Origin of the sequence: Pseudomonas sp. S3(2024) (genome assembly GCF_036861315.1) — a bacterium.
GTDB lineage: Bacteria > Pseudomonadota > Gammaproteobacteria > Pseudomonadales > Pseudomonadaceae > Aquipseudomonas > Aquipseudomonas putida_A.
In genome coordinates, this window is record NZ_JAZAQQ010000002.1 from 83,628 (window position 1) to 108,395 (window position 24,768).

Here is a 24,768-nt window from a genome sequence, read left to right on the forward strand (position 1 = left end):
CGCGTCAGGCCACCAGATCGTTGGCGCTGAAACTGTTGACACCGACCAGCTGAATTTCGAAGTCCGCACCGGCGTTGCCACTGACGTTACCCGACAATATATGGTCGACAAAGCGCAACTGGCCTGCACCTGTGAAGTCGGCGCCACCGATGAAGGTGAAAGCATTGACCCCGGCGGTCAGCAGGTTGGCGTCGAATTTCGTCAGATCGATCTTGTCACCTTGCAGGCTGTTGAAGTCGGTGATGACGTCGCGGTTGGCGCCAATACCCATTTCGTTGACCGCGCGGAAAACGAAGGTGTCCGCTCCGGCATCGCCGAAGAGCACATCCGCACCAGCACCGCCGTCCAGGATGTTGTTGCCGGCATTGCCTCTGAGAATGTTGTTCAGCGAGTTGCCAGTGGCGTTGAGCGCGCTGCCGACCAGGTTGAGATTCTCGAGATTGGCGCCCAGCGTGTAATCGATGTACGAATAGACGGAGTCGACATCGCTGGCCGACGGGCCTTCTTCAATGACCACATCCCCGATGTTGTCGACCACGTAGCTGTCGTTGCCGGCCCCCCCGATCAGGGTGTCCGCGCCTGCACCACCGTTGAGGGTGTTGTCATCGCTGTTGCCGATCAGGGTATTGCTCAGCGCATTGCCATAGACGGTGAAACCGCCGGAGCCGGTCAACTGGACGTTCTCGACGTATTGCAGGTTGCCGAGATTCAGGTCGACGATATTGGTTTGTGCGGTGGCGTTGTAGCCGATCAACAGGGTGTCGTTACCTTCGTTGGCCAGCTCTTGGACGAGGGCCAGCTCGCCTGCCTGATCCAGGCCATAGGTGTCGTTGCCCTTGCCGCCGATCATGGTGTCCAGGCCGGCTCCACCAATCAGACGGTTGTCGTTGTCGGTGCCCCTGAGGATGTTGTTGAGCGAGTTGCCGGTGGCGTTGAGGGCGCCGCCGACCAGGTTAAGGTTTTCGAGATTGGCACCCAGGGTGTAATCGATGTACGAGTAGACCGAGTCGATTTCGCTGGCCAAAGGGCCTTGTTCGATAACCACATCACCGATGTTGTCGACGACGTAGCTGTCGTTGCCGGCGCCGCCGATCATGATGTCCGCGCCTGCACCACCGTCGAGGGTATTGTCGCCGCTGTTGCCGGTCAGGGTGTTGTTCAATGCGTTGCCGTAGACGGTGAAACCACCGGAGCCGGTGATGGCAACGTCCTCAATGTTGAGCAGACTGGCCTGGTTCAGGTTGATGACATTGCTTCGTGCACTGGAGTCGTACTCGATCACCAGCAGATCAGTGCCTTCGTTGGCGAACTCCTGGATGAGGGCCAGTTCGCCGACCTGATCTATGCCGTAGGCGTCATTGCCCTTGCCGCCGATCATGGTGTCCAGGCCCGCGCCGCCGACCAGTTGGTTGTCGCCGTCGTTGCCGATGAGCACATTGTTCTGTTCGTTGCCAATGGCGTAAATATTGCCGTTACCGGTCAGGGTTAGATTTTCCACCCACTGGCCCAGGGTGTAATTTACCGACGCGCGTACCGTATCGGTGCCGTCCCAACGGTAGTTTTCAGTGACCACGTCGCCGATGTTATCGACAATGTAGGTATCGTCGCCTGCACCGCCGATCATGGTGTCGGCCCCCGCACCGCCGTCCAGTAAGTTGTTGCCGTCTGTACCTCTGAGAATGTTGTTCAGCGAGTTGCCGGTGGCCCTGATGGCACCGCCGACCAGATTGAGGTTCTCGAGGTTGGCGCCCAACGTGTAGTCGATGTAGGAGTAAACCGAATCGATTTCGGTGGCCGATGCACTGTCTTCGATCACTACGTCGCCGACGTTATCGACAACATAGCTGTCGTTGCCTGCTCCACCCTGCATGATGTCCGCACCAGCGCCACCGTTGAGGGTGTTGTCATTACTGTTGCCGACCAGCGTATTGTTCAGCGCATTGCCATAAACGGTGAAAAAGCCGGATCCGGTCAAGGCGACGTTTTCAATGTTTTGCAGGCTGGTACGGTTCAGGTCGATGGTGCTGCCCAGTACGCTGAATGCCTTGTATTCGATCACCAGCATATCTGTGCCTTCATTGGCCAGTTCCTGGACGAGATCCAGCTCACGCTCGTCATCGATACCATAGGCGTCATCGCCTTTACCGCCAATCAGAGTATCAACCCCGGCGCCGCCAACCAGTTGGTTGTTTCCGTCATTGCCGATGATGATGTTGTCCTGATCGTTGCCAATGCCGTAGATGTTGCCTGTTCCGGTCAGGGTGAGATTTTCCAGATTGGCACTAAGGCTGTAGTTGACCGAGGCGCGGACTGTGTCGATTCCACCTTGTAGGCGGTTGGCTTCACTGATGACGTCGCCCACATTGTCGACGATGTAGGTATCGTTGCCCAAACCGCCGATCATCAGGTCGGCCCCTGCGCCGCCGTCCAGCACGTTATTGCCGTCGGTTCCTCTGAGGATATTGTTCAGCGAGTTGCCAGTGGCGTTGAGCGCGCTGCCGACCAGGTTGAGATTCTCGAGATTGGCGCCCAGCGTGTAATCGATGTACGAATAGACGGAGTCGACATCGCTGGCCGACGGGCCTTCTTCAATGACCACATCCCCGATGTTGTCGACCACGTAGCTGTCGTTGCCGGCCCCCCCGATCAGGGTGTCCGCGCCTGCACCACCGTTGAGGGTGTTGTCATCGCTGTTGCCGATCAGGGTATTGCTCAGCGCATTGCCATAGACAGTGAAACCGCCGGAGCCGGTCAACTGGACGTTCTCGAAGTTTTGCAAGTTGCCGAGATTCAGGTCGACGATATTGGTTTGTGCGGCGGCGTTGTAGCCGATCAACAGAGTGTCGTTACCTTCGTTGGCCAGCTCTTGGACGAGGGCCAGCTCGCCTGCCTGATCCAGGCCATAGGTGTCGTTGCCCTTGCCGCCGATCATGGTGTCCAGGCCGGCTCCACCAATCAGACGGTTGTCGTTGTCGGTGCCCCTGAGGATGTTGTTGAGCGAGTTGCCGGTGGCGTTGAGGGCGCCGCCGACCAGGTTAAGGTTTTCGAGATTGGCACCCAGGGTGTAATCGATGTACGAGTAGACCGAGTCGATTTCGCTGGTCAAAGGGCCTTGTTCGATGACCACGTCACCGATGTTGTCGACGACGTAGCTGTCGTTGCCGGCGCCGCCGATCATGATGTCCGCGCCCGCACCGCCGTTGAGGGTGTTGTCGCCGCTGTTGCCGGTCAGGGTGTTGTTCAATGCGTTGCCGTAGACGGTGAAACCACCGGCGCCGGTGATGGCAACGTCCTCGATGTTGAGCAGGCTGACCTGGTTCAGGTCGATGGTGTTGTTTTGTGCGCTGGCGCTGTACTCGATCACCAGCAGATCAGTGCCTTCGTTGGCGAACTCCTGGATGAGGGCCAGTTCGCCGACCTGATCTATGCCGTAGGCGTCATTGCCCTTGCCGCCGATCATGGTGTCCAGGCCCGTGCCGCCGACCAGCTGGTTATTGCCGTCGTTGCCGACCAGCAGGTTGTTCTGGGCGTTACCGATACCGTAGATATTTCCGGTGCCGGTCAGGTAGAGATTCTCCAGGTTGGCACTGAGGGTGTAGTTCGCCGACGCCCGGACAGTGTCGATCTCGTTGACCAAGGTGCTGGTCTCAATAATGACATCGGCGCTGTTGTCGACAATGTAGGTATCGTTGCCCAGGCCACCGATCATGACGTCGGCTCCCGCGCCACCGTCCAGAACGTTATTGCCGTCGGTACCTCTGAGGGTGTTGTTCAGCGAGTTGCCGGTAGCGTTGACTGCATTGCCGACCAGATTGAGGTTCTCGAGATTGGCGCCCAGCGTGTAATCGATATACGAGTAGACCGAGTCGACATCGCCGGCGGCCGGACCCTCCTCAATGATCACATCCCCGACGTTGTCGATAACATAGCTGTCGTTGCCGGCACCGCCGATCAGGGTATCCGCGCCCGCACCACCATTGAGGGTGTTGTCCAGTGCATTGCCGATCAGCGTGTCATTGAACGCCGAGCCATAGGCGTTTTCGATCTTCGCGCCGTAGGCAATCGCCAGTCCCTGATTGAACGAGTTGCCTGCCTGATCGGTAAAGGCTTGGCCGATCTTGCTGTATTGGCCTTCGTTGAGGTTGATGCTGACGGCCGCCAGTTGGTTGCTGGCATCTATCGTATCGATACCTCCGGCATCCCAGATGGTTTCGAACACTGACTGTGTCGGGGCCCAGGAATAAACGTTGTCGCCAGTCATCCACTTCGTGTTTGCGCCATACAGGCTCTGGATGGCCAGGATGTCCAGCACCATGGGTGTGGTAGGCAGATACGAGTAGCTGTTGTTGTAGCTCATGACAGTGAAGGCGGCGTCATCGAGCGATGGGTCGAGCGTGATGCTGTTGTAGGCCGATGGCGCGAACGAGTGCTTGAGGCCTAGTGCATGACCGATTTCATGAACGAATGTCATGAAATCGTAAGTGCCTTTGTTCGGAGAAGGCTGACTGGTGTTCGGCCCGATCCAGACATCGCCGCCATTGGGTTTCAGGGAAGGAGTGTAGGCCCATGCAGCCGCATCGTTGTCGAGGAGCGCATAACCGCCGAAACGCAGATCACCTACGCTGGTCGAAGACTCGCCCGTCAACTGGAACGTGATATTGGCTACGGCTGACCAGCTATCCAACGCGCTCATCACCGCCCGTTGCTGGGCGTCGGTCAGTGCATAGGCTGCCTTCGGTTCGTTATCTGCGCTGTAATTCGCGGCAAACACCGATACGCCAGGGACAATGAAGCTGTACGTCAGACTGGTCACCGCACCCGGGTTGTACCATTGGGTGCTTTCCCATTTATAGCCGGAAATGAGGCTGTCGACAGGGGCGACCCCAGTCAGATTGGCGAATGTGGTGTATGTGTAACCAGTAGGGCGTGGCATGCGTGATTCCTGAGGTGGGCTGCGGCCCTTCCCGAAATGCGGCCGCTACAAGGTTGGATTTTGCACGAGAACAAGGTTGCTTGACATCATCTGGCCACTACTTTCTGATTAGTGGCGCCAATTAACTGACCCGGCAATCTGTATCGGCGAGTGCAGTAGAATCCTGAGGCGAACGTCAACCTTGTCAGTCCAGGATCCATTTCATGTCTGTTCCAAGTCCCGCGCTTATTCGCGAAACCTTCCCGGTCGGCCCGTTGCAGTGCAATTGCACGATCATCGGCGACCCCATCACGAAAAAAGCCATCGTCGTCGATCCGGGTGGCAATCCTGACCTGATCATGGCGCGCCTCGATGCCCATGGTCTGAAAGTGGTCAGTATCATCCACACCCACGCGCATCTCGATCATTTCCTCGCCTCCGGGCAGATGAAAGAAAAGACTGGCGCGACCCTGCACCTGCACAAGGAAGACCAGTTCCTGTGGGACAACCTCGAAATGCAATGCCAGATGTTCGGTGTGCCCTACACGCCGGTGCCGTCGCCGGATCGCTGGTTGAGCGACGATGAAGAACTGGCCTGCGGCTGCGGCGTGGCGCTGCATACGCCGGGACATACGCCCGGTTCCATGAGCTTTTGGTTTTCGGAGGCTAAGCTGTTGATTGCCGGCGACACGCTGTTTCGTCGCGGAGTAGGGCGCACGGATTTGTGGGGCGGCGATCAGGCGACCATCGTGCGATCGATCAAGCAGCGGCTGTACACCCTCGACGAAGACGCAATCGTGGTTGCCGGGCATGGTCCGGACACGCGTCTCGGGGATGAAATGCGGGAAAATCCGTTCGTGCGCGCCTAAACATTTTGTCATGAGTGTGCGGCGGAATTTTTTGGCATTGTCATGATCCAACGCCCGCACAGGTCTATTGCCTAGGGCCGCTGCCACACAGAATGCGAAAAAAACCAGGAGCTCTTCATGTTCACCACGCCTCGTTTGATTATTGTTGCTACCGCTGTGGCCATGTTGGCCGGCTGCGCCTCGCCCAACCCGTATGACAATCAGGGGCAGGCCGACGGTGGCTCGCAAGGCATGAGCAAAACCGCCAAGTACGGCGGTCTCGGTGCGCTGGCCGGCGCCTTGGCAGGTGCCGCCATCGACCACAACAACCGTGGCAAGGGTGCCTTGATCGGCGCGGCGGTCGTTGGTGCCTCGGCGGCCGGTTACGGTTACTACGCCGACCAGCAAGAGAAAAAGCTGCGCGCCAGCATGGCCAACACCGGGGTTGAAGTGCAGCGCCAGGGCGATCAGATCAAGCTGATCATGCCAGGCAACATCACCTTCGCCACCGATTCGGCGAACATCGCGCCAAGCTTCTATCAGCCGCTGAACAACCTGGCGAACTCGTTGAAAGAGTTCAACCAGAACCAGATCGAAATCGTCGGCTACACCGACAGCACCGGCAGCCGCCAGCACAACATGGACCTGTCCCAGCGTCGTGCGCAGAGCGTGGCCACCTACCTGACTTCTCAAGGTGTCAGCGGTGCCAACCTGTCGGCCCGTGGCGCCGGCCCGGATAACCCGATTGCCAGCAACGGTGACGTCAATGGCCGCGCGCAGAACCGCCGCGTTGAAGTCAACCTGAAGGCGATTCCGGGTCAGCAGTATGGTGGTCAGCAGCAACAGCCGGGGACGGTTCAGCAGTATCCGTAAGTGAATGCTTGAGTGAAGAAATGCCCGGTCTTGTGACCGGGCATTTTTTTTGGGGTTGCCCGTGCTGGCCCTTTCGCGAGCAAGCCCGCTCCCACAGGGATGGGTGTTGTTCACAGAATCTGCGTTCACCACATGACCCTGTGGGAGCGGGCTTGCTCGCGAAGGGGCCGGGTCAATACCCTCAAATCATCAGATACAAAAAAGCCCCCGGACAACCGAATTGTCCGGGGGCTTTTTGCTTGCAGCGAAGACTGATTACTTCTTCAGGCCATAATGCTCATCGAGCATGCCAGGCGAGTTCGGGGCTTTCGGTGCGTAGTCGCGTGGCGGCTCCTGATCGCGCGGCGGCGTCAGGCGTTCGCGCGGTGCCTGCGCGGCATCGGCGTGCAAAGCGGCGATCAGGCGTTGACGGGTCTGCTCGTCCAGGGCCAGGCGGTTGGCGCCCTCGGCGAGATGATCCTGCACTTCCTGATAGCTCTGGGTCAGCTTCTTGACCAGCGTCGCGGTACTGTTGAAGTGAGTGACCACCTCGTTTTGATAGCTGTCGAAACGCTCCTGGATATCATCCAGTTGACGCTGCGTGCGGCTCGGCGCGGCATTCGGTGCGACGCGAGCGATCAGGAATCCAATGGCGACACCCACAACCAGGGCAAGAGTCGGTAACAACCAAACTAAGAGCGAGTGTTCCACGAGTCCTTCCTCTATAAACGGCTTTGCTTTACGTTAACGGCTCGAACCTGCGCTGTATACCGCGATTCACTCGCAATAGATTGGCACAGACAATTTGCTAGACGAGTCGACCCGATTCGAGGTCACGGAGTTCCTTCCTTGCTGATGCGTGAAACCCCTGTAGTGATTGCCGGCCCAGTCGGCCAAATCGAAGCGCTGTACCTCGATAACGAGCAGCCAGTCGGCATCGCGCTGATCTGCCATCCAAACCCGGTGCAGGGCGGCACCATGCTCAACAAGGTCGTCTCGACCCTGCAGCGCACCGCGCGCGACGCCGGGCTGATCACCTTGCGCTTCAACTATCGCGGCGTCGGTGCCAGCGAAGGCTCCCACGACATGGGCAGCGGTGAAGTCGACGACGCTCAGGCTGCCGCAGCATGGCTACTGGAAAAGCATCCGGAGCTGCCGCTGACCCTGTTCGGTTTCTCCTTCGGTGGATTTGTTGCAGCAAGTCTCGGCGGTCGTCTCGAAGCCCAAGGCGTGCAGCTCAAGCACCTGTTCATGGTCGCGCCGGCGGTAATGCGCCTGGGTGATCAGGATCAACTGCCACAGCACGGCGAGCTGACCGTGATCCAGCCGGAAACCGACGAAGTGATCGATCCGCAGTTGGTCTACGACTGGTCGGAAAAACTCCAGCGCCCCCATGAGCTGCTGAAAGTGGCAGAATGCGGACACTTTTTTCATGGCAAGCTGACCGATCTCAAGGATCTGATCCTGCCGCGTCTCTCGAATTGATTGCAGTCTGACAAGCGATTACCCATGACGAACCGTACCCGTATCCTCACCGGCATCACCACCACCGGCACGCCGCACCTGGGCAACTACGCCGGCGCCATCCGCCCGGCGATCCTCGCCAGCCGCGACAGCAATGCCGATTCGTTCTACTTCCTGGCCGACTACCACGCCCTGATCAAATGCGATGACCCGCTGCGCATCCAGCGCTCGCGTCTGGAAATCGCCGCGACCTGGCTGGCCGGTGGCCTGGATGTCGACCGTGTGACCTTCTATCGCCAGTCCGACATCCCGGAAATCCCCGAGCTGACCTGGCTGCTGACCTGCGTCGCCGCCAAAGGCTTGCTCAACCGGGCGCACGCCTACAAGGCCTCGGTGGACAAGAACGTCGAGACCGGCGAGGACCCGGATTCTGGGATCACCATGGGCCTCTACAGCTACCCGGTGCTGATGGCGGCGGACATTCTGATGTTCAACGCGCACAAGGTGCCGGTCGGTCGCGACCAGATCCAGCACGTGGAAATGGCCCGTGACATCGGCCAGCGCTTCAACCACCTGTTCGGCCAAGGCAAAGAGTTCTTCACCATGCCTGAAGCGCTGATTGAGGAGAGCGTGGCGACCTTGCCCGGCCTCGACGGGCGCAAGATGTCGAAGAGCTACGACAACACCATCCCGCTGTTCTCCAGCGCCAAAGAGATGAAGGACGCGATCTCGCGGATCGTCACCGACTCCAAAGCGCCGGGCGAAGCCAAAGATCCGGACAACTCGCACCTGTTCACTCTGTTTCAGGCGTTCGCCACACCGGCGCAGGCGGACGAATTCCGCAGCGAACTGCTCGGCGGTCTGGGTTGGGGCGAGGCGAAGAATCGTCTGTTCCAGTTGCTCGACAATGAACTGGGCGAGTCCCGCGAGCGCTATCACCAGTTGATCGAGCGCCCGGCGGATCTGGAAGACATCCTGCAACACGGCGCGAAAAAGGCTCGTGCGGTGGCGACGCCGTTCCTCAACGAACTGCGTGAAGCGGTCGGCCTGCGTTCGTTCGTCAATCAGGTGCAAGTCGCGGCGACCACCAAGAAGAAAGCCGTGAAAGCTGCACGTTTCGTCAGCTTCCGTGAAGACGACGGCAGCTTCCGTTTCCGTCTGCTGGCGGCCGATGGCGAGCAACTGCTGCTGTCGCGCAACTTCGCCGACGGCAAAACCGCCGGCCAGGTGACCAAGCAACTGCAAGCCGGTCAGGCGCTGGACGTCCGCAACGAAGACCTGAGCTTCAGCGTGTGGCTGGAAGGTGAGTGCGTTGGTGACAGCCCGGCGTTCGCTGATGCTGCCGCGCGGGACGCGGCCATCGAGGCTCTGCGCGTTGCGCTGACCCCGGTTCAGGACTAATCCGCGGCGCGGCCCGACCAAGGGCTGATTGCCATTCCTACGGGCCGTCGCTACAGTGACGGCCCGTTTTTGTTGCCTTGCTAACGAATTATGACGCCCCTAGAACGATATCAAGCTGATCTGAAACGCCCGGACTTCTTCCATGACGCCGCGCAGGAAACTGCCGTGCGTCATCTGCAGCGCCTGTACGACGATCTGATCGCGGCCGAGCAGAACAAGCCGGGTTTGCTGGGCAAGCTGTTTGGCAAGAAGGATCAGACGCCGGTCAAGGGCCTGTACTTCTGGGGCGGCGTGGGTCGCGGCAAGACTTACCTGGTCGACACCTTCTTCGAAGCGCTGCCGTTCAAGGAAAAGACCCGCACCCACTTCCACCGCTTCATGAAGCGTGTGCACGAAGAGATGAAAACCCTCGGCGGCGAGAAAAACCCGCTGACCATCATCGCCAAGCGCTTCGCGACCGAGTCGCGAGTGATCTGCTTCGATGAATTCTTCGTCTCTGACATCACCGACGCGATGATCCTCGGCACGCTGATGGAAGAGCTGTTCAAGAACGGCGTGACCTTGGTGGCGACCTCGAACATCGTTCCGGACGGTCTGTACAAGGATGGCCTGCAACGTGCGCGCTTCCTGCCGGCCATCGCGTTGATCAAGCAGAACACCGAAATCGTCAACGTCGACAGCGGCGTCGACTACCGTCTGCGCCACCTCGAACAAGCGGAGCTGTTCCACTATCCGCTGGATGAAGCCGCGCACGAAAGCCTGCGCAAGAGCTTCAAGGCCCTGACGCCGGAATGCACGGCAGCGGTGGAAAACGATGTGCTGATCATCGAGAACCGCGAAATCCGTGCCCTGCGCACCTGCGACGACGTGGCCTGGTTCGACTTCCGCGAACTGTGCGACGGTCCGCGCAGCCAGAACGATTACATCGAACTGGGCAAGATTTTCCACGCCGTGCTGCTCAGCGGCGTCGAGCAGATGAGCGTCACCACCGACGACATCGCCCGGCGTTTCATCAACATGGTCGACGAGTTCTACGACCGTAACGTCAAGCTGATCATTTCTGCCGAAGTCGAGTTGAAAGACCTGTACACCGGCGGACGCCTGACGTTTGAATTCCAGCGTACGCTCAGCCGTCTGCTGGAGATGCAATCGCACGAATTCCTGTCGCGGGCGCACAAGCCTTAAGCAGATTCGGCATACAAAAAAAGGGCCTGCATTTGCAGGCCCTTTTTTATGCGACGCAGTACCCCTGTGGGAGCGGGCTTGCTCGCGAATGCGGTGTGTCAGCTAAATAGATGCCGACTGAAAGTACGCTTTCGCGAGCAAGCCCGCTCCCACAGTGGTTTTGTGCGTGGGCAGCGAGTTACGCGGCCTGCTGAAACTGCTGCCGATACTGGTTCGGCGACAGCTCGGTGTGCTGGCGGAACAGCCGCGCAAAGAAGCTCGCATCGTCGTAGCCGACCTCATAACTGATGGTCTTGATGCTCTTGCGGCTGCCGGACAGCAAGCCCTTGGCGGTCTCTATACGCAACCGTTGCAGGTAGTGCAGCGGCTTGTCGCCAGTCGCAGTCTGAAAGCGGCGCATGAAATTACGGATGCTCATGCCGTGCTCGCGGGCCACGTCTTCAAAGCGGAACTTGTCGGCGAAATGCTCTTCGAGCCAGTGCTGGATCTGCAGGATGATCACGTCCTGGTGCAGCTTCTGCCCGCCGAAACCGATACGTCCCGGCGAATAGCTGCGTTGCACTTCATACAAAATGTCGCGGGCCACGGCTTGCGCCACGTTGGCGCCGCAGAAGCGTTCGATCAGGTAGATATAGAGATCGCAGGCCGAAGTGGTGCCGCCGGCGCAATACAGGTTGTCAGCGTCGGTCAGGTGCTTGTCCTGATTGAGGTACACCTTGGGAAAGCGCTCGGCAAAGGCATTGAAGAAGCGCCAGTAAGTGGTCGCTTCCTTGCCATTGAGCAGACCGGCCTCGGCCAGCCAGAATACCCCGGTGGCTTCGCCGCAGAGCACGGCGCCGCGGGCATGCTGCTCGCGCAGCCACGGCAGGATTTGTGGATAACGGCCGCACAGGGTTTCAAAGTCGTCCCAGAACGCCGGGAGGATGATGACGTCGGCGTTTTCCAGGCCGCCGTCCACCGGCATCATCACGTCACTGAAGCTGTTCACCGGTTTGCCGTCGGGGCTGACCAGGCGGGTTTCAAACGCCGGTGTCAGGCCGTGGCCCAGTTGTTTGCCGTAACGCAGGCTGGCCAGATGGAAGAAATCCTTGGCCTGCATGAGAGTGGATGCGAAAACCCGGTCGATTGCCAGGATGCTGACGCGCCGCAAGGGCGTGGAGACTTGCTTGGACATAATTCAACTTTTGTTTTGTTTTTATAAGGGAAAGTGGTCACCAGACGGCTGGATCGTCTTATTTTTTGTCGGATGTGTCCAGTGTCCTGTGTCGGAGGTGAGGCTTAGTCTCTGAAGGTCATATTCCTCCAACAAGAATGAAAGGTGCCGCATGATCCCCAGAACCTTGTTCAGCTCCGAGCACGAATTGTTCCGCGACAGCGTACGAACCTTCCTCGAAAAAGAGGCTGTGCCGTTCCATGCGCAATGGGAGAAACAAGGCCACATCGACCGCAAGCTGTGGAACAAGGCCGGGGAGGCGGGGATGCTCTGCTCACACCTGCCGGAAGAATACGGCGGCCTGGGCGCGGACTTTCTGTACAGCGCGGTGGTGATCGAAGAAGTCGGTCGCTTGGGTCTGACCGGTATCGGCTTTTCGCTGCATTCGGACATCGTCGCACCGTACATCCTGCATTACGGCAGCGAAGCGCTTAAGCACAAATACCTGCCGAAACTGGTCTCTGGCGAGATGGTCAGTGCGATTGCCATGACCGAACCGGGTGCCGGTTCCGACCTGCAAGGGGTCAAGACCACGGCGGTGCTGGATGGCGACGAGTACGTGATCAACGGCTCCAAGGCTTTCATCACCAACGGCTTCCTCGCTGATTTGGTGATCGTCGTCGCCAAGACTGATCCGAAGGCCGGCGCCAAGGGCACCAGCCTGTTTGTGGTGGAAGCGAATACGCCGGGCTTCGAGAAGGGCAAACGCCTGGAGAAGGTCGGAATGAAGGCTCAGGACACGTCGGAATTGTTCTTCCAGGACGTGCGTGTTCCCAAGGAAAACCTGTTGGGTCAGGCCGGGGCGGGGTTTGCCTATTTGATGCAGGAATTGCCGCAGGAGCGTCTGACCGTGGCGATTGGTGGTCTGGCCTCAGCCGAAGCGGCACTGCAATGGACGCTGGATTACACCCGTGATCGCAAGGCGTTCGGCAAGGCGATCGCCGACTTCCAGAACACCCGCTTCAAACTGGCGGAGATGGCTACCGAGATTCAGATCGGCCGAGTATTTGTCGACAAGTGCCTGGAACTGCACCTGCAAGGCAAGCTCGATGTTCCAACAGCGGCGATGGCCAAATACTGGGGCACCGACCTGCAATGCAAGGTGCTCGACGAGTGCGTGCAGTTGCATGGCGGCTACGGCTTCATGTGGGAATACCCGGTGGCCCGGGCGTGGGCAGATGCGCGCGTGCAGCGCATCTATGCCGGCACCAATGAAATCATGAAGGAGATCATTGCGCGCTCGCTTTGATCTTCGCTGCATTGACGGGCCTCTTTGCGAGCAGGCTCGCTCCCACAGGGATCACCGTACCTGTGGGAGCGAGCCTGCTCGCGAAGCTTTTAGCGGTCGATCAAGGCGCCGGGTTCGGGTGATCCTTGTGAATCGCCTCGATTCCCGCCAGCACTTCATCGGAAAGTTTCAGATCAAAACTGGCAATGTTGCTGTCCAGTTGCTCAAGTGTCGTCGCGCCAATGATGTTGCTGGTGACGAACGGTTGCTGGGTGACGAACGCCAGCGCCATTTGCGCCGGATCCAGACCGTGTTCACGGGCCAATGCCACATAGCGGCTGCAGGCAGCTTCCGATTGCGCGTTGAAATAGCGGCTGAAGCGGCTGTAGAGGCTCAGGCGACCTTTCGGTGGGCGAGCGCCACCCTCGTACTTGCCGGACAGGAAACCGAACGCCAGCGGCGAGTAGGCGAGCAGGCCGCATTGTTCACGGATGGCGATTTCCGCCAGGCCGATTTCGAAGCTGCGGTTGAGCAGGTTGTACGGGTTCTGGATCGACACCGCACGCGGCCAGCCACGGGCTTCGGCCAGGGCTAGGAAACGCATGGTGCCCCACGGCGTCTCGTTGGACAGCCCGATGTGGCGGATCTTGCCGGCCTTGACCTGTTCGTCGAGCGCTTCGAGGGTGTCTTCGAGCGGCGTCAGGTTGGCCTCGATCTTGTGCTTGTAGCCCAGCTGTCCGAAAAAGTTGGTGCTGCGCTCTGGCCAGTGCAATTGATAAAGGTCGATGTAATCAGTCTGCAGGCGCTCGAGGCTAGCATCCACCGCGGCGGTGATGTGCTGGCGATTGTGGCGCAGGTTCTTGTCGCGGATGTAGTCGATGGTGTTGCCGGGGCCGGCGATCTTGCTGGCTAGGATCCAGTCGGCGCGGTCGCCGCGACGCTTGAAGTAATTGCCGATGTAGCGCTCGGTGGTGGCGTAGGTGTCGGCTTTCGGCGGCACCGGGTACATCTCGGCGGTGTCGATGAAATTGATCCCGGCTTCCTTGGCCTGTTCGATCTGGGCGAAGGCTTCAGCTTCAGTGTTTTGCTCGCCCCAGGTCATGGTGCCGAGGCAGATTGCACTCACGTTCAGGTCGGTACGGCCTAGCTGGCGATAGTCCATCGGGTGCTCCTTGGGCAAAACAATCATAAAAGCAGGTTGAAAATTTTTTCGCAATCTGCATAATTGCCGACCTCTTTCTGCAGTGGAAGTGATGCGCCGCCGCCGAAGAATCTTGCCGTTGAACGGACGCGCCGACCCGAGCCCCCGAAAGCGTCTGTATCCGGCTGCCTTTGACTTGTCAAAGTACGCACTATTCAGTAAGATCCGCCGTCTTATTTACAGGCGGCCCCTGAGGCTATAAAGAATGAAAACTTTTACTGCTAAACCGGAAACAGTAAAGCGCGACTGGTTTGTCGTCGACGCTGCTGGTCAGACCCTGGGTCGTCTGGCCACCGAAATCGCGAGCCGTCTGCGTGGCAAGCACAAGCCTGAGTACACTCCTCACGTTGACACCGGCGACTACATCGTCGTAATCAACGCTGAGCAGATCCGTGTAACCGGCGCTAAAACCACTGACAAAATGTACTACTCCCACTCCGGTTTCCCGGGCGGCATCAAGTCGATCAACTTTGAAAAGCTGATCGCCAAAGCCCCTGAGCGCGTGATCGAGACCGCGGTTAAAGGCATGCTGCCTAAGAACCCGCTGGGTCGTGACATGTACCGTAAGCTGAAAGTCTATGCGGGCGCTGCACACCCTCATACTGCTCAGCAGCCCCAAGAACTGAAGATTTAACGGAATAGTTCATTATGTCGGCGACTCAAAATTACGGCACTGGCCGTCGCAAGACCGCAACCGCACGCGTTTTCCTGCGTCCGGGTACTGGTAACATCTCCATCAACAACCGCTCCCTGGACTCGTTCTTCGGCCGCGAAACTGCCCGCATGGTAGTTCGTCAGCCGCTGGAACTGACCGAGACTGTCGAGAAGTTCGACATCTACGTCACTGTCATCGGTGGTGGTGTAAGTGGTCAGGCTGGCGCAATCCGCCACGGCATCACTCGCGCTCTGATGGACTACGACGAAACCCTGCGTAGCGCTCTGCGCAAAGCTGGCTTCGTTACTCGCGACGCCCGTGAAGTTGAACGTAAGAAAGTTGGTCTGCGTAAAGCGCGTAAGCGTCCGCAGTACTCGAAGCGTTAATTCGTTTCCACGTTCAAAAAAGAACGCCCGATTCCTCACGGAACCGGGCGTTTTTTTATGCCTGCGATTTATCAAAAGAATTGCGCTGTGACAACTTGCCACATTCGTAGACCCCCTATACTGCAAGGCTTGAGGGTATGAGCTCCGGGTAATTCCCTTGTCAGAATTGGGGCTTTTCATTACCATCTCGGCAAAATTTTTATAAGTAACATTGATTTATTTAGTAGATGCCTGATTTAACAGGCCACAAAGCTGATGGGAGAGGACTGAATGAGCAATGACGGCGTGAATGCAGGCCGGCGTCGCTTCTTGGTAGCAGCCACATCCGTGGTGGGTGCTGCAGGAGCGGTGGGGGCTGCGGTCCCGTTCGTGGGGTCATGGTTTCCCAGTGCCAAGGCGAAAGCCGCCGGTGCACCGGTGAAAGTGAATGTCAGCAAGATCGAGCCAGGACAGCAGATGATTGCCGAGTGGCGCGGCCAGCCGGTGTTCATTGTCCGCCGTACTGCGGAAATCCTGGGGAATCTCAAGAAGATCGAGGGCCAGCTCTCCGATCCGACTTCCAAAAACTCCACGCAACCTACCTATGTCGATCCTGAAGTGCGTTCGATCAAGCCGGAAATTCTCCTGCTGATCGGGATCTGCACGCACCTGGGTTGCTCACCAACCTTCCGTCCCGAAGTGGCGCCTGCAGATCTGGGTAAAGACTGGGTCGGTGGCTATTTCTGCCCTTGCCACGGTTCCCACTACGATCTGGCTGGCCGCGTCTACAAGTCGCAACCCGCGCCTTTGAACCTGCCAGTTCCCCCGCATTCCTATGAGACCGATGACCTGATTGTCATTGGCGTCGATACGGAGAAAGCGTGATGAGCAAGTTCATGGATTGGGTTGATGCGCGCTTCCCTGCGACAAAAATGTGGGAAGACCATCTCAGCAAGTATTACGCACCAAAAAACTTCAACTTCTTCTATTTCTTCGGCTCGCTGGCGCTGCTGGTGCTGGTCAATCAGATTGTCACCGGTGTCTGGCTGACGATGAGCTACACGCCGTCGGCAGAAGAGGCCTTCGCTTCCGTCGAATACATCATGCGCGATGTCGAGTACGGCTCGATCCTGCGTCTGCTGCACTCCACCGGCGCTTCGGCGTTCTTCATCGTGGTCTACCTGCACATGTTCCGTGGCCTGCTCTACGGTTCGTACCAGAAACCACGTGAACTGGTCTGGGTATTCGGCATGCTGATCTACCTGGCGCTGATGGCCGAGGCCTTCATGGGTTATCTGCTGCCTTGGGGTCAGATGTCCTACTGGGGTGCCCAGGTGATCATCTCGCTGTTCGGTGCGATTCCGGTGATCGGCAACGACCTGACCCAGTGGATTCGGGGTGACTATCTGATCTCCGGGATTACCCTGAACCGCTTCTTCGCCCTGCACGTCGTGGCCCTTCCGATCGTGATCCTCGGTCTGGTGGTGCTGCACATCCTGGCACTGCACGAAGTCGGCTCGAACAACCCGGATGGCGTCGACATCAAGAAGCACAAAGACGAAAACGGTGTCCCGCTGGATGGCATTGCCTTCCATCCGTACTACACCGTGAAAGACATCGTCGGCGTAGTGGTGTTCCTGTTCATCTTCTGCTTTATCGTGTTCTTCTTCCCGGAAATGGGCGGCTACTTCCTCGAAAAACCAAACTTCGAGCAAGCCAACCCGTTCAAGACGCCTGAGCACATTGCACCGGTCTGGTACTTCACGCCGTTCTACGCGATCTTGCGTGCGATCCCGGACAAACTCATGGGCGTGATCGCCATGGGCGCCTCGATTGCCATGTTGTTCGTGCTGCCGTGGCTGGATCGCAGCCCGGTCAAATCGATGCGCTACAAGGGCTGGATGAGCAAAATCTGGCTGGTGGTGTTCTGCATTTCCTTCGTGATCCTCGGCATTCTGGGTGTACTCGCCCCGACGCCGGAGCGCACGCTGGTGTCGCAGATCTGCACCTTCCTGTACTTCGCCTACTTCATTCTGATGCCGTTCTACACCAGGCTCGAGAAGACCAAACCGGTACCGGAAAGGGTGACTGGCTGATGAAAAAGTTATTTTTTGCTCTGATTTTTGCTGCTCTGCCCGTGCTGTCTTTCGCCGCCGAACACGGTGGTCCGGAGCTGGAAAAAGTCGACATCGATGTATCCGATAAGGCTGCCCTGCAAGATGGCGCGCGAACCTTCGCCAACTATTGCATGGGCTGCCACAGTGCCAAGTTTCAGCGTTACGAGCGGGTGGCCGATGACCTCGGCATTCCCCACGAAATGATGCTCGAGAAGCTGGTGTTCACTGGCGCCAAGATCGGCGACCACATGAACATCGGCATGCAGCCGGCGGACGCCAAGACCTGGTTCGGTGCTGCTCCGCCGGACCTGACTTTGGTGGCTCGTGTGCGTGGTACTGACTGGCTCTACGGTTACCTGCGCTCGTTCTACGAAGATCCGGCACGTCCTTGGGGCGTGAACAACAAGGTCTTCCCGAACGTCGGCATGCCTAACGTGCTGGTCGGCCTGCAAGGTCGCCAGGTGGTTGGCTGCAAGCAAGTGCAGATCGTCGAGGACGGCAAGAAGCAATACGATCCGCTGACCGGTACGCCGCTGACCCATGAAGCGTGCGATCAGTTGACCATCGTGCCGAAATCCGGTGCTCTGAACGAAGAGCAGTTCGATGAGAAGGTCAAGAATCTGGTAACCTTCCTGGCTTACTCGGCTAACCCGGTTAAGCTGCAACATCAGCGCATCGGTACTTACGTCTTGCTGTACCTGGCGTTCTTCTTTGTGTTCGCCTACCTGCTCAAGCGTGAATACTGGAAAGACGTGCACTGATACGCTTCAAGCATTGCTGTTAATCGCGCGCGCCCAAGGGCGCCTCCGATAACGCGACACCTGGTTCGCCAGGCGTTGCGGGAGGCGCCCTCTGGGCGCGCGCGTTTTTCCGGTTCCGATAATTTCAACAAGCGAGGAGGATCGCCATGGGCGTGACCAATCGGTTGGCCTGTTACTCCGACCCCGCCGACCACTATTCCCACCGAGTGCGCATCGTGCTTGCAGAGAAGGGTGTCAGCGCCGAAATCATTTACGTGGAAGCTGGTCGCCAGCCGCCTAAACTGATTGAGGTGAACCCTTACGGCAGTCTCCCGACGCTGGTCGATCGCGACCTGGCGTTGTGGGAGTCGACCGTGGTGATGGAATATCTGGATGAGCGTTACCCGCATCCGCCACTGATGCCGGTTTATCCGGTGGCGCGTGCCAACAGTCGTCTGCTGATTCACCGTATTCAGCGCGACTGGTGTGGTCTGGTGGATCTGATTCTTGATCCCAAGTCCAAGGAGGCCGCGCGTGTCGTGGCGCGTAAGGAATTGCGTGAAAGCCTGACGGGCGTGTCGCCGCTGTTTGCCGACAAGCCGTTTTTCCTCAGTGAGGAACAAAGTCTGGTGGATTGCTGCCTATTGCCAATACTCTGGCGTTTGCCGATTCTGGGTATTGAACTGCCGCGGCCGGCCAAGCCGCTGCTTGATTATATGGAGCGCCAGTTTGCGCGTGAGGCTTTCCAGGCGAGTCTGTCTGGCGTCGAACGCGATATGCGCTAAGGCTTAAGGAGCCGCTATGAACTCCAGTCGACCTTATCTGGTCCGCGCGCTCTACGAGTGGATTGTGGATAACGATTGCACCCCGCACATGCTGGTCAATTCCGAATACCCGGCAGTGCAGGTGCCGCAGGGCTTTGCCAGTGACGGGCAAATTGTCCTGAACATTTCGCCCAGCGCCGTGCGGCACTTGCACATGGACAACGACGTGGTGACCTTCGAGGGTCGCTTCGGTGGCGTTCCGCACAGTCTGTATGTGCCAATCAGCGCGATTCTGGGCATCTACGCCCGGGAGAACGGGCAGGGCATGGTGTTCGATCTCGAGTCGCCGATGGATGACGAAGACGATATCGAGCCGGATGACGACTTGCCGCCACCGGGCAGCGAGCCGCCGCGACCAAGCGGCCGGCCAAGCTTGAAAGTGGTGAAGTAATAAAAAAGGCGATCCGGATGGATCGCCTTTTTTGTATCTGCTCGTCGCGTATCAGTCGATGTATTCGAACAGCTTCACGATTTTCTGCACACCGGAAACGCTCTGCACCAGGTTGGTCGCCTGTTGGGCTTCCTGCTTGGTCAGCAGGCCCAGCAGATAGACGATGCCGTTCTCGGTCACGACCTTGATGCGCGAGCCGGGAATGCTGGCATCGGTCAGCATCTGGGTCTTGATCTTGGTGGTCAGCCAGGCGTCGTTCTGGCGGGCGAGGAAGCTGGACGGCGCAATCACTTGCAGCTCGTTGTGCACCTTCTTCACGCGCTGGACGTTGGCGGCGGCCTGTTCGGCCTTGGCCTTGAGGTCTTCGCGCGGCGTCTGGCCGGCGAGCAGCACCACGCCGTTAAAGCTGGTGACGACAATATGCGAGTCCTTGTCCAGGCCGGGGTCGGCCTTGGCCACGTTGACGCCGACTTTGGTCTCGATCAGCGAGTCGTCGATTTTGCTGCCGAAGGTTCGGGTGCCGCGGTCGTCTTCAATCGGCGCTTCACGGCTGGCATTCACCACCGAGGTGCAGCCGCTGATGCCGAGGCACAGGGTCAAGGCCAGAAGGCCAAGGCGATTAGGGGTCATTCTTCACTCCCGAACAGTTGGCTGTCGATCAGATCGCAGAGGCAATGGATCGCCAGCAGATGGACTTCCTGAATACGTGCAGTGACATGGGCCGGTACGCGAATCTCGACATCTTCAGGCAGCAGCAGCGAAGCCATGCCGCCGCCATCGCGGCCAGTCAATGCTACGACAATCATTTCGCGATCATGTGCGGCCTGGATCGCCTGAATAATGTTTGCCGAGTTACCGCTGGTCGAAATCGCCAGCAATACGTCGCCTGGTTGACCCAGTGCGCGGATCTGCTTGGAGAACACTTCGTTGTAGCTGTAGTCGTTGGCGATCGAGGTGATCGTCGAGCTGTCGGTGGTCAGGGCGATGGCCGGCAGGCTCGGGCGTTCGCGCTCGAAGCGGTTGAGCAGCTCCGAGGAGAAGTGCTGGGCGTCGCCGGCAGAGCCGCCGTTGCCGCACGAAAGCATTTTGCCTTCGTTGAGCAGGGCGTTGACCATGATCTGGCTGGCTTGCTCGATGTGCGGTGCAAGTACGTCCATCGCCTGTTGCTTGGTGTCGATACTGGCCTGGAAAAGCTGGCGAATTCGGGATTGCATGTCCATCTGTGTGACCTTAAGTAGCGCGGCTGTTCGGCACGTGAATGTGCAGCCCGCAAAGCAAAGAGCAAAAATTGTCGGTGAAAGTGTCCGGGGTGGTGTGCAGAGAATCAACCATCGAACGCATTCTGCAACCAGTTCAATTGATCCGGGTGCCTGTCGATGGCCACCACGTCGAAGCGGCAAGGGGAATCAGCCCAGCGTGACTCACGCTGAAGAAAATACTGCGCGGCGAAAATCAGTTTCTGCCGTTTGCGCTCATCGATGCTAGCGAGCGCGCCACCCCATTGAGTGTTTTTTCTGTAGCGGACTTCGACGAATACTACTGTATCGCCATCAAGCATGACCAGATCAAGCTCGCCCCGTTTGCATGACCAGTTCTGCGCCAGCAGGCGCAGACCCTGGTGTTGCAGATGCTCGAGCGCCTGGCGCTCGGCATCCTTGCCGCTCTGCAGGTGCGAGCCGTCGGGCATCAGCGCGGGGTGTCCGGCAGGCGTTGAACCTGACCGTTGACGAACTGCGCCCATGGCAACTGACGCACCACGCGTTGGGTCTGGGTCATGCCCAGGCTGCCCGACTGACCTTCGATGCGGCTGTCCGGCAGCGCCTTCAACTGACCCAGGCGCGGTGCCAAGCGGTAGGCATCGACGCCCATGGCGTACAGGCGGCCAAGGCTACCGGCCGCTTGTGGCCATTGCGCGGTGACTTGCTGGCGCAGCGGGTCGTTGGCTTCCAGCAACCACGGGGTTTCGCAGAAGCGCACACCGTTCATGTCGTTGTACTGGTTCACATCGCCGCTGGCGCTGTAGACGTGGGAGGTCGCGTACACCGGAACATCGCCCGCGTACTGGAAGTTCAGGGTCGGCTTGATCTGCTGCGCCTGTTGCGGGGTGGCTGCGAGGAAGATGAACTCGATGTCCTGACGACGCGACGGCTGCGCGGCTACGTTGGTGCCAGCGGCGTTCTGCAGGCTCTTGGCGCGGGCTTCGCTCTGACGCAGCTGGAACATGTCGGCGATCTGCTGGGCCAGTTGCACCGGCTGATCGACACGTTCGGTGGCGACGATGCTGCCGCCATTGGCCTGCCAGTCCTGGCTGAACGCACGCAGTACGCGGTCGCCCCATTCGCCTTTCGGCACCATGATCGCCGCGCGATGCAGGCCGTCGGCGCGGGCACGACGCGAAACTTCGCGGGCTTCGTCTTCAGCCGCCAGGCCGAACTGGAACAGTTGCGCCGGACCTTGATCACCTTCGCTGTAGTTCAATGCGAGGGTGGTGATCGGCAGTTGCGGACGGGTGCTCAGTTGTTTGACCAGCGGTTTTTCCAGCGGGCCGACCACCAGTTGCACGCCGTCAGCCTGAGCCTTGCGGTAGAACTCGTCCATCGAGGTCAGCTTGGAGCTGTCGTAGAACTCGATGGCGGGCGGCTTCTGGCCGGCCTGTTGCGCTTGATAGTGCGCCGCCATGAAACCTTCACGCAGGGCCTTGCCGACCGAGGCCAGCGGGCCGTCTTGCGGCAGCAGCAGGGCGATCTTGCTCAGGGGCTGGCTGGCCAGTTCCTTGAGTTTGGTCAGGGGCAGCGGCAGGTTGATCGCAGCGGGGTGTTTTGGATTCTGCGCGCGCCAGGCATCGATCGCCGCTTGCTGCTGTTCCAGAGTGCCGGCAGTTTTCACTGCCAGGGCCAGGCCCATCCAGCCACCGAGATCGTCGGAGGTATTGGGTTGCAGTTGATCGGTTGGCAGCGAGGCGATCAAGGTCCAGATCGCTTCGTGGTTCTTGCTTGCGACTTCGCCTTTGAGCATCGGTGCGATGAAGATGCGCTCGCGAGCCGCAGCCAGGGTCTGGCCGTCGGCTTCCAGTGCCCGGGCATGCACGGTGCCGGTGCGCACTTGCTGATCTTCCGGCATTTCGCTCAGGTGCTGCAGGCTTGGATGGCTCAGGGCCGTCAGCGCAGCTTTCGGCTGATTGCGGGTCATCGCCAGTTCAGCGGACAGGGTGCTGGCGAAGATCTGCTGGCCTGGCTTCAACTGCTCCATCGGCACTTGTTGCAGGATCTGCGCGGACTGGCCGGCGTTGCCCTGGCGATAAGCCAGGTCTGCCGCACTCAAGCGCAACAGGGCGGCTTTTTCCGGCGTCTTGGCCTGGGTAGCCTGTTCGAGCAGTTGCTCGATGCTGGCATCCGGAGTCCGTGGAAGTTCGCCAAGGCTGGAGGAAGGGGAGCTGGCGCAGGCCGCCAGCAAGGCAGCGAGGCAGAGGGCAGTGAACAGCCGCAGGCAAGCGATCATGTAAGTGTTCCTGATACTCGATCAAATTAGCGTGGAATTGTACCCAAGCACTGGCCGGGGCGCGATGTTACTGGCGTGAATCAATCAATTTAGCTGGAGTAAATGTTGCGGCGGCGCACAACTGCGTGCAAAACCGCGCTCGGCGCATACGGTTCGCAAGCCTCGTGACGCGTTACAATGCCGGCTTTAACCGAACACGAGGTGTGCGCTTTGACTGCTCCAGGTCCTTTGAATTCCGCTGCTGGCTCGCTTTATGTGGTGGCGACGCCCATCGGCAACCTGGACGACATCAGCGCCCGGGCCCTGAAAATCCTCCGCGAAGTGGCGCTGATCGCCGCTGAAGACACGCGGCACTCGGCGCGGCTGATGCAGCACTTCGGCATTGCCACGCCGTTGGCCGCCTGCCATGAACACAATGAACGTGATGAAGGTAGCCGCTTTATTACCCGTTTGCTGGCGGGCGATAACGTCGCGCTGATTTCCGATGCCGGGACGCCGCTGATTTCCGATCCGGGTTATCACCTGGTGCGTCAGGCACGGGCGGCGGGGATCAATGTGGTGCCGGTGCCGGGCGCCTGTGCGTTGATCGCGGCGCTGTCGGCGGCGGGCCTGCCCTCCGACCGATTCATCTTCGAAGGCTTCCTGCCGGCCAAGTCGGCAGGGCGCAAGGCGCGCCTGGAAGCGGTCAAGGAAGAGCCGCGCACGCTGATTTTCTATGAGGCCCCGCATCGCATTCTCGAATGCCTGCAGGACATGGAAGCGGTGTTCGGTGGCGAGCGTCAGGCGTTGCTGGCCCGGGAAATCACCAAAACCTTCGAGACGCTCAAAGGCTTGCCGCTGGCTGAGCTGCGTGCATTTGTCGAGTCCGACAGCAACCAGCAGCGCGGCGAGTGTGTAGTGCTGGTCGCAGGCTGGTCTGCACCGGAGTCTGAAGATGCGGTCAGCAGCGAAGCGATGCGCGTGCTCAATCTGTTGCTCGAAGAGATGCCGCTCAAGCGTGCCGCCGCTCTGGCCGCGCAAATCACCGGCGAGCGCAAAAACGTGCTGTATCAGGTCGCACTGGAACAGCAGAAGGGCGAGTAACCCGTCGCGCAGACGGGTTTCACGGCTATTAGCGCTTGTTCTTCGGGCGCTCTGCCGTTAACCTGCGCGGCGGAGAGTCGATCGGACAGTCGCTGCCCTCTATGAAAATTAGGGGGGGGAGGAAAGTCCGGGCTCCATAGGGCGAAGTGCCAGGTAATGCCTGGGAGGCGTGAGCCTACGGAAAGTGCCACAGAAAATAACCGCCTAAGCGCTTCGGCGCCGGTAAGGGTGAAAAGGTGCGGTAAGAGCGCACCGCACGTCTGGCAACAGTTCGTGGCTAGGTAAACCCCACTTGGAGCAAGACCAAATAGGGTCCCAAGGCGTGGCCCGCGCTGGGACCGGGTAGGTTGCTAAAGATGTCCAGTGATGGCCATCGTAGACGAATGACTGTTCAAGACAGAACCCGGCTTACAGATCGACTCTCCACCTTTTTCTTTCCCTGCTTGAATCAATGGCATCAGGGCTGGTTATTATCGGCAGGCCTGCGCTAAAGTCCGGCAGCGGCAAATGCAGTAATAGCCATTTCCCACCTTGCTTCAATCAACAGCAGAAGCGCTTTTGTAATACCGAAAAAATCTTACTCTTAACAAATTACTTTAACTTCCGAGCGCAGCTTTCAGTGCTGCATCAAGTTATTGGTCAAAAGTGTCCGCCAATTTGTCGTTACCCCTCCTTTTAAGCTCCTAAATCTCCGTTCTGTAAGGGTTTTCCTTTGATCCGCGCCTTGACGGTGTGGTGGGCGCATTCCTATAGTGTGCGCAAGTGGCGGAAAGTGGCATGAAGTGGGTTTT

At 58.9% G+C, this 24,768-nt stretch carries 22 protein-coding genes and 1 other RNA gene; 15 read left to right on the top strand and 8 right to left on the bottom strand.

The annotated features are described in order from the left end of the window. Positions 1-4: 4 nt before the first annotated feature. Positions 5-4,933: a M10 family metallopeptidase C-terminal domain-containing protein gene (locus VLA07_RS05120; RefSeq protein WP_333988543.1), complete on the bottom strand. Its 4,929-nt coding sequence runs from the start codon at positions 4,931-4,933 to the stop codon at positions 5-7. A gap of 203 nt (positions 4,934-5,136) precedes the next feature. On the opposite strand from VLA07_RS05120, the gene VLA07_RS05125 reads away from it, so the two are divergent. After that, positions 5,137-5,781: an MBL fold metallo-hydrolase gene (locus VLA07_RS05125; protein WP_330207581.1), complete on the top strand. Its 645-nt coding sequence runs from the start codon at positions 5,137-5,139 to the stop codon at positions 5,779-5,781. A 117-nt stretch (positions 5,782-5,898) separates the two neighbouring features. After that, positions 5,899-6,633: an OmpA family protein gene (locus VLA07_RS05130; RefSeq protein WP_007961595.1), complete on the top strand. Its 735-nt coding sequence runs from the start codon at positions 5,899-5,901 to the stop codon at positions 6,631-6,633. A gap of 255 nt (positions 6,634-6,888) precedes the next feature. Here the strand turns inward: VLA07_RS05130 and VLA07_RS05135 are convergent, their stop codons facing one another. Further along, positions 6,889-7,323, bottom strand: a complete 435-nt coding sequence (locus tag VLA07_RS05135; RefSeq protein WP_027612195.1) for a YhcB family protein — start codon at positions 7,321-7,323, stop codon at positions 6,889-6,891. 144 nt (positions 7,324-7,467) lie between these two features. Between VLA07_RS05135 and VLA07_RS05140 the strand changes: the two genes are divergently transcribed. The 3 genes from VLA07_RS05140 (at position 7,468) to zapE (ending at position 10,662) form a co-directional block, all read left to right on the top strand. Beyond that, positions 7,468-8,097: an alpha/beta hydrolase gene (locus VLA07_RS05140; protein WP_333988544.1), complete on the top strand. Its 630-nt coding sequence runs from the start codon at positions 7,468-7,470 to the stop codon at positions 8,095-8,097. 24 nt (positions 8,098-8,121) lie between these two features. Further along, positions 8,122-9,477, top strand: coding sequence for a tryptophan--tRNA ligase (locus tag VLA07_RS05145; protein WP_247268090.1), 1,356 nt, complete (start codon positions 8,122-8,124; stop codon positions 9,475-9,477). 90 nt (positions 9,478-9,567) lie between these two features. After that, complete coding sequence (gene zapE / locus VLA07_RS05150; protein WP_041074841.1) at positions 9,568-10,662, top strand: cell division protein ZapE; 1,095 nt, start codon at positions 9,568-9,570, stop codon at positions 10,660-10,662. A gap of 178 nt (positions 10,663-10,840) precedes the next feature. On the opposite strand, the gene VLA07_RS05155 is transcribed toward zapE, so the two are convergent. Further along, complete coding sequence (locus VLA07_RS05155; RefSeq protein ID WP_171061848.1) at positions 10,841-11,737, bottom strand: GlxA family transcriptional regulator; 897 nt, start codon at positions 11,735-11,737, stop codon at positions 10,841-10,843. 250 nt (positions 11,738-11,987) lie between these two features. On the opposite strand from VLA07_RS05155, the gene VLA07_RS05160 reads away from it, so the two are divergent. Next, positions 11,988-13,124 (top strand): acyl-CoA dehydrogenase family protein, encoded by a 1,137-nt coding sequence (locus VLA07_RS05160; protein ID WP_333988545.1) that lies wholly within the window; start codon positions 11,988-11,990, stop codon positions 13,122-13,124. Between the two features lie 100 nt (positions 13,125-13,224). Here VLA07_RS05160 and VLA07_RS05165 read toward each other — a convergent pair whose 3' ends face one another. Then, positions 13,225-14,265: an NADP(H)-dependent aldo-keto reductase gene (locus tag VLA07_RS05165; RefSeq protein WP_333988546.1), complete on the bottom strand. Its 1,041-nt coding sequence runs from the start codon at positions 14,263-14,265 to the stop codon at positions 13,225-13,227. Positions 14,266-14,509: 244 nt separating this feature from the next. On the opposite strand from VLA07_RS05165, the gene rplM reads away from it, so the two are divergent. The 7 genes from rplM to VLA07_RS05200 all read left to right on the top strand — a co-directional run bounded on the left by rplM (position 14,510) and on the right by VLA07_RS05200 (position 19,396). Then, positions 14,510-14,938: a 50S ribosomal protein L13 gene (gene rplM, locus VLA07_RS05170; protein ID WP_003228062.1), complete on the top strand. Its 429-nt coding sequence runs from the start codon at positions 14,510-14,512 to the stop codon at positions 14,936-14,938. 14 nt (positions 14,939-14,952) lie between these two features. Then, on the top strand, positions 14,953-15,345 hold the full coding sequence (gene rpsI, locus VLA07_RS05175; RefSeq protein WP_007961615.1) for a 30S ribosomal protein S9: 393 nt from the start codon (positions 14,953-14,955) through the stop codon (positions 15,343-15,345). Between the two features lie 270 nt (positions 15,346-15,615). Further along, positions 15,616-16,209, top strand: a complete 594-nt coding sequence (gene petA, locus VLA07_RS05180) for a ubiquinol-cytochrome c reductase iron-sulfur subunit (protein WP_003228055.1) — start codon at positions 15,616-15,618, stop codon at positions 16,207-16,209. Further along, entirely contained in the window at positions 16,209-17,420 is a 1,212-nt protein-coding gene (locus VLA07_RS05185; protein ID WP_096797145.1) for a cytochrome b, read from the top strand. Before petA ends, VLA07_RS05185 begins: the two co-directional genes overlap by 1 nt. Continuing rightward, on the top strand, positions 17,420-18,202 hold the full coding sequence (locus VLA07_RS05190) for a cytochrome c1 (protein ID WP_007917027.1): 783 nt from the start codon (positions 17,420-17,422) through the stop codon (positions 18,200-18,202). Before VLA07_RS05185 ends, VLA07_RS05190 begins: the two co-directional genes overlap by 1 nt. A 146-nt stretch (positions 18,203-18,348) precedes the next feature. Next, on the top strand, positions 18,349-18,966 hold the full coding sequence (locus tag VLA07_RS05195) for a glutathione S-transferase N-terminal domain-containing protein (protein WP_007961620.1): 618 nt from the start codon (positions 18,349-18,351) through the stop codon (positions 18,964-18,966). 16 nt (positions 18,967-18,982) lie between these two features. Beyond that, positions 18,983-19,396 carry a ClpXP protease specificity-enhancing factor gene (locus VLA07_RS05200; RefSeq protein ID WP_027612189.1) on the top strand — a complete coding sequence of 138 codons (414 nt, stop codon included), beginning with the start codon at positions 18,983-18,985 and terminating at the stop codon, positions 19,394-19,396. A 51-nt stretch (positions 19,397-19,447) separates the two neighbouring features. Here the strand turns inward: VLA07_RS05200 and VLA07_RS05205 are convergent, their stop codons facing one another. The 4 genes from VLA07_RS05205 to VLA07_RS05220 form a co-directional block, all read right to left on the bottom strand. Then, positions 19,448-20,026 (bottom strand): BON domain-containing protein, encoded by a 579-nt coding sequence (locus VLA07_RS05205; protein ID WP_007961621.1) that lies wholly within the window; start codon positions 20,024-20,026, stop codon positions 19,448-19,450. Beyond that, entirely contained in the window at positions 20,023-20,616 is a 594-nt protein-coding gene (locus VLA07_RS05210; RefSeq protein WP_007961622.1) for a phosphoheptose isomerase, read from the bottom strand. Before VLA07_RS05210 ends, VLA07_RS05205 begins: the two co-directional genes overlap by 4 nt. Before the next feature lie 104 nt (positions 20,617-20,720). Further along, on the bottom strand, positions 20,721-21,083 hold the full coding sequence (locus VLA07_RS05215) for a YraN family protein (RefSeq protein WP_007961623.1): 363 nt from the start codon (positions 21,081-21,083) through the stop codon (positions 20,721-20,723). Continuing rightward, positions 21,083-22,894 (bottom strand): penicillin-binding protein activator, encoded by a 1,812-nt coding sequence (locus tag VLA07_RS05220; protein ID WP_333988547.1) that lies wholly within the window; start codon positions 22,892-22,894, stop codon positions 21,083-21,085. The genes VLA07_RS05215 and VLA07_RS05220 overlap by 1 nt, the downstream gene beginning before the upstream one ends. 177 nt (positions 22,895-23,071) lie before the next feature. Between VLA07_RS05220 and rsmI the strand changes: the two genes are divergently transcribed. After that, entirely contained in the window at positions 23,072-23,977 is a 906-nt protein-coding gene (gene rsmI, locus VLA07_RS05225) for a 16S rRNA (cytidine(1402)-2'-O)-methyltransferase (protein WP_333988548.1), read from the top strand. 73 nt (positions 23,978-24,050) lie between these two features. Next, an RNA gene (gene rnpB / locus VLA07_RS05230) (RNase P RNA component class A) lies at positions 24,051-24,404 on the top strand. Positions 24,405-24,768: the final 364 nt, after the last annotated feature.

Coding starts and splice junctions, on each gene's coding strand:
- VLA07_RS05120 (WP_333988543.1), bottom strand. CDS start 4,933: ATGCCACGCCCTACTGGTTACACATACACCACATTCGCCAATCTGACT.
- VLA07_RS05125 (WP_330207581.1), top strand. CDS start 5,137: ATGTCTGTTCCAAGTCCCGCGCTTATTCGCGAAACCTTCCCGGTCGGC.
- VLA07_RS05130 (WP_007961595.1), top strand. CDS start 5,899: ATGTTCACCACGCCTCGTTTGATTATTGTTGCTACCGCTGTGGCCATG.
- VLA07_RS05140 (WP_333988544.1), top strand. CDS start 7,468: ATGCGTGAAACCCCTGTAGTGATTGCCGGCCCAGTCGGCCAAATCGAA.
- VLA07_RS05145 (WP_247268090.1), top strand. CDS start 8,122: ATGACGAACCGTACCCGTATCCTCACCGGCATCACCACCACCGGCACG.
- zapE (WP_041074841.1), top strand. CDS start 9,568: ATGACGCCCCTAGAACGATATCAAGCTGATCTGAAACGCCCGGACTTC.
- VLA07_RS05160 (WP_333988545.1), top strand. CDS start 11,988: ATGATCCCCAGAACCTTGTTCAGCTCCGAGCACGAATTGTTCCGCGAC.
- VLA07_RS05165 (WP_333988546.1), bottom strand. CDS start 14,265: ATGGACTATCGCCAGCTAGGCCGTACCGACCTGAACGTGAGTGCAATC.
- rplM (WP_003228062.1), top strand. CDS start 14,510: ATGAAAACTTTTACTGCTAAACCGGAAACAGTAAAGCGCGACTGGTTT.
- rpsI (WP_007961615.1), top strand. CDS start 14,953: ATGTCGGCGACTCAAAATTACGGCACTGGCCGTCGCAAGACCGCAACC.
- petA (WP_003228055.1), top strand. CDS start 15,616: ATGAGCAATGACGGCGTGAATGCAGGCCGGCGTCGCTTCTTGGTAGCA.
- VLA07_RS05185 (WP_096797145.1), top strand. CDS start 16,209: ATGAGCAAGTTCATGGATTGGGTTGATGCGCGCTTCCCTGCGACAAAA.
- VLA07_RS05190 (WP_007917027.1), top strand. CDS start 17,420: ATGAAAAAGTTATTTTTTGCTCTGATTTTTGCTGCTCTGCCCGTGCTG.
- VLA07_RS05195 (WP_007961620.1), top strand. CDS start 18,349: ATGGGCGTGACCAATCGGTTGGCCTGTTACTCCGACCCCGCCGACCAC.
- VLA07_RS05200 (WP_027612189.1), top strand. CDS start 18,983: ATGAACTCCAGTCGACCTTATCTGGTCCGCGCGCTCTACGAGTGGATT.
- VLA07_RS05205 (WP_007961621.1), bottom strand. CDS start 20,026: ATGACCCCTAATCGCCTTGGCCTTCTGGCCTTGACCCTGTGCCTCGGC.
- VLA07_RS05210 (WP_007961622.1), bottom strand. CDS start 20,616: ATGGACATGCAATCCCGAATTCGCCAGCTTTTCCAGGCCAGTATCGAC.
- VLA07_RS05215 (WP_007961623.1), bottom strand. CDS start 21,083: ATGCCCGACGGCTCGCACCTGCAGAGCGGCAAGGATGCCGAGCGCCAG.
- VLA07_RS05220 (WP_333988547.1), bottom strand. CDS start 22,894: ATGATCGCTTGCCTGCGGCTGTTCACTGCCCTCTGCCTCGCTGCCTTG.
- rsmI (WP_333988548.1), top strand. CDS start 23,072: ATGCCGGCTTTAACCGAACACGAGGTGTGCGCTTTGACTGCTCCAGGT.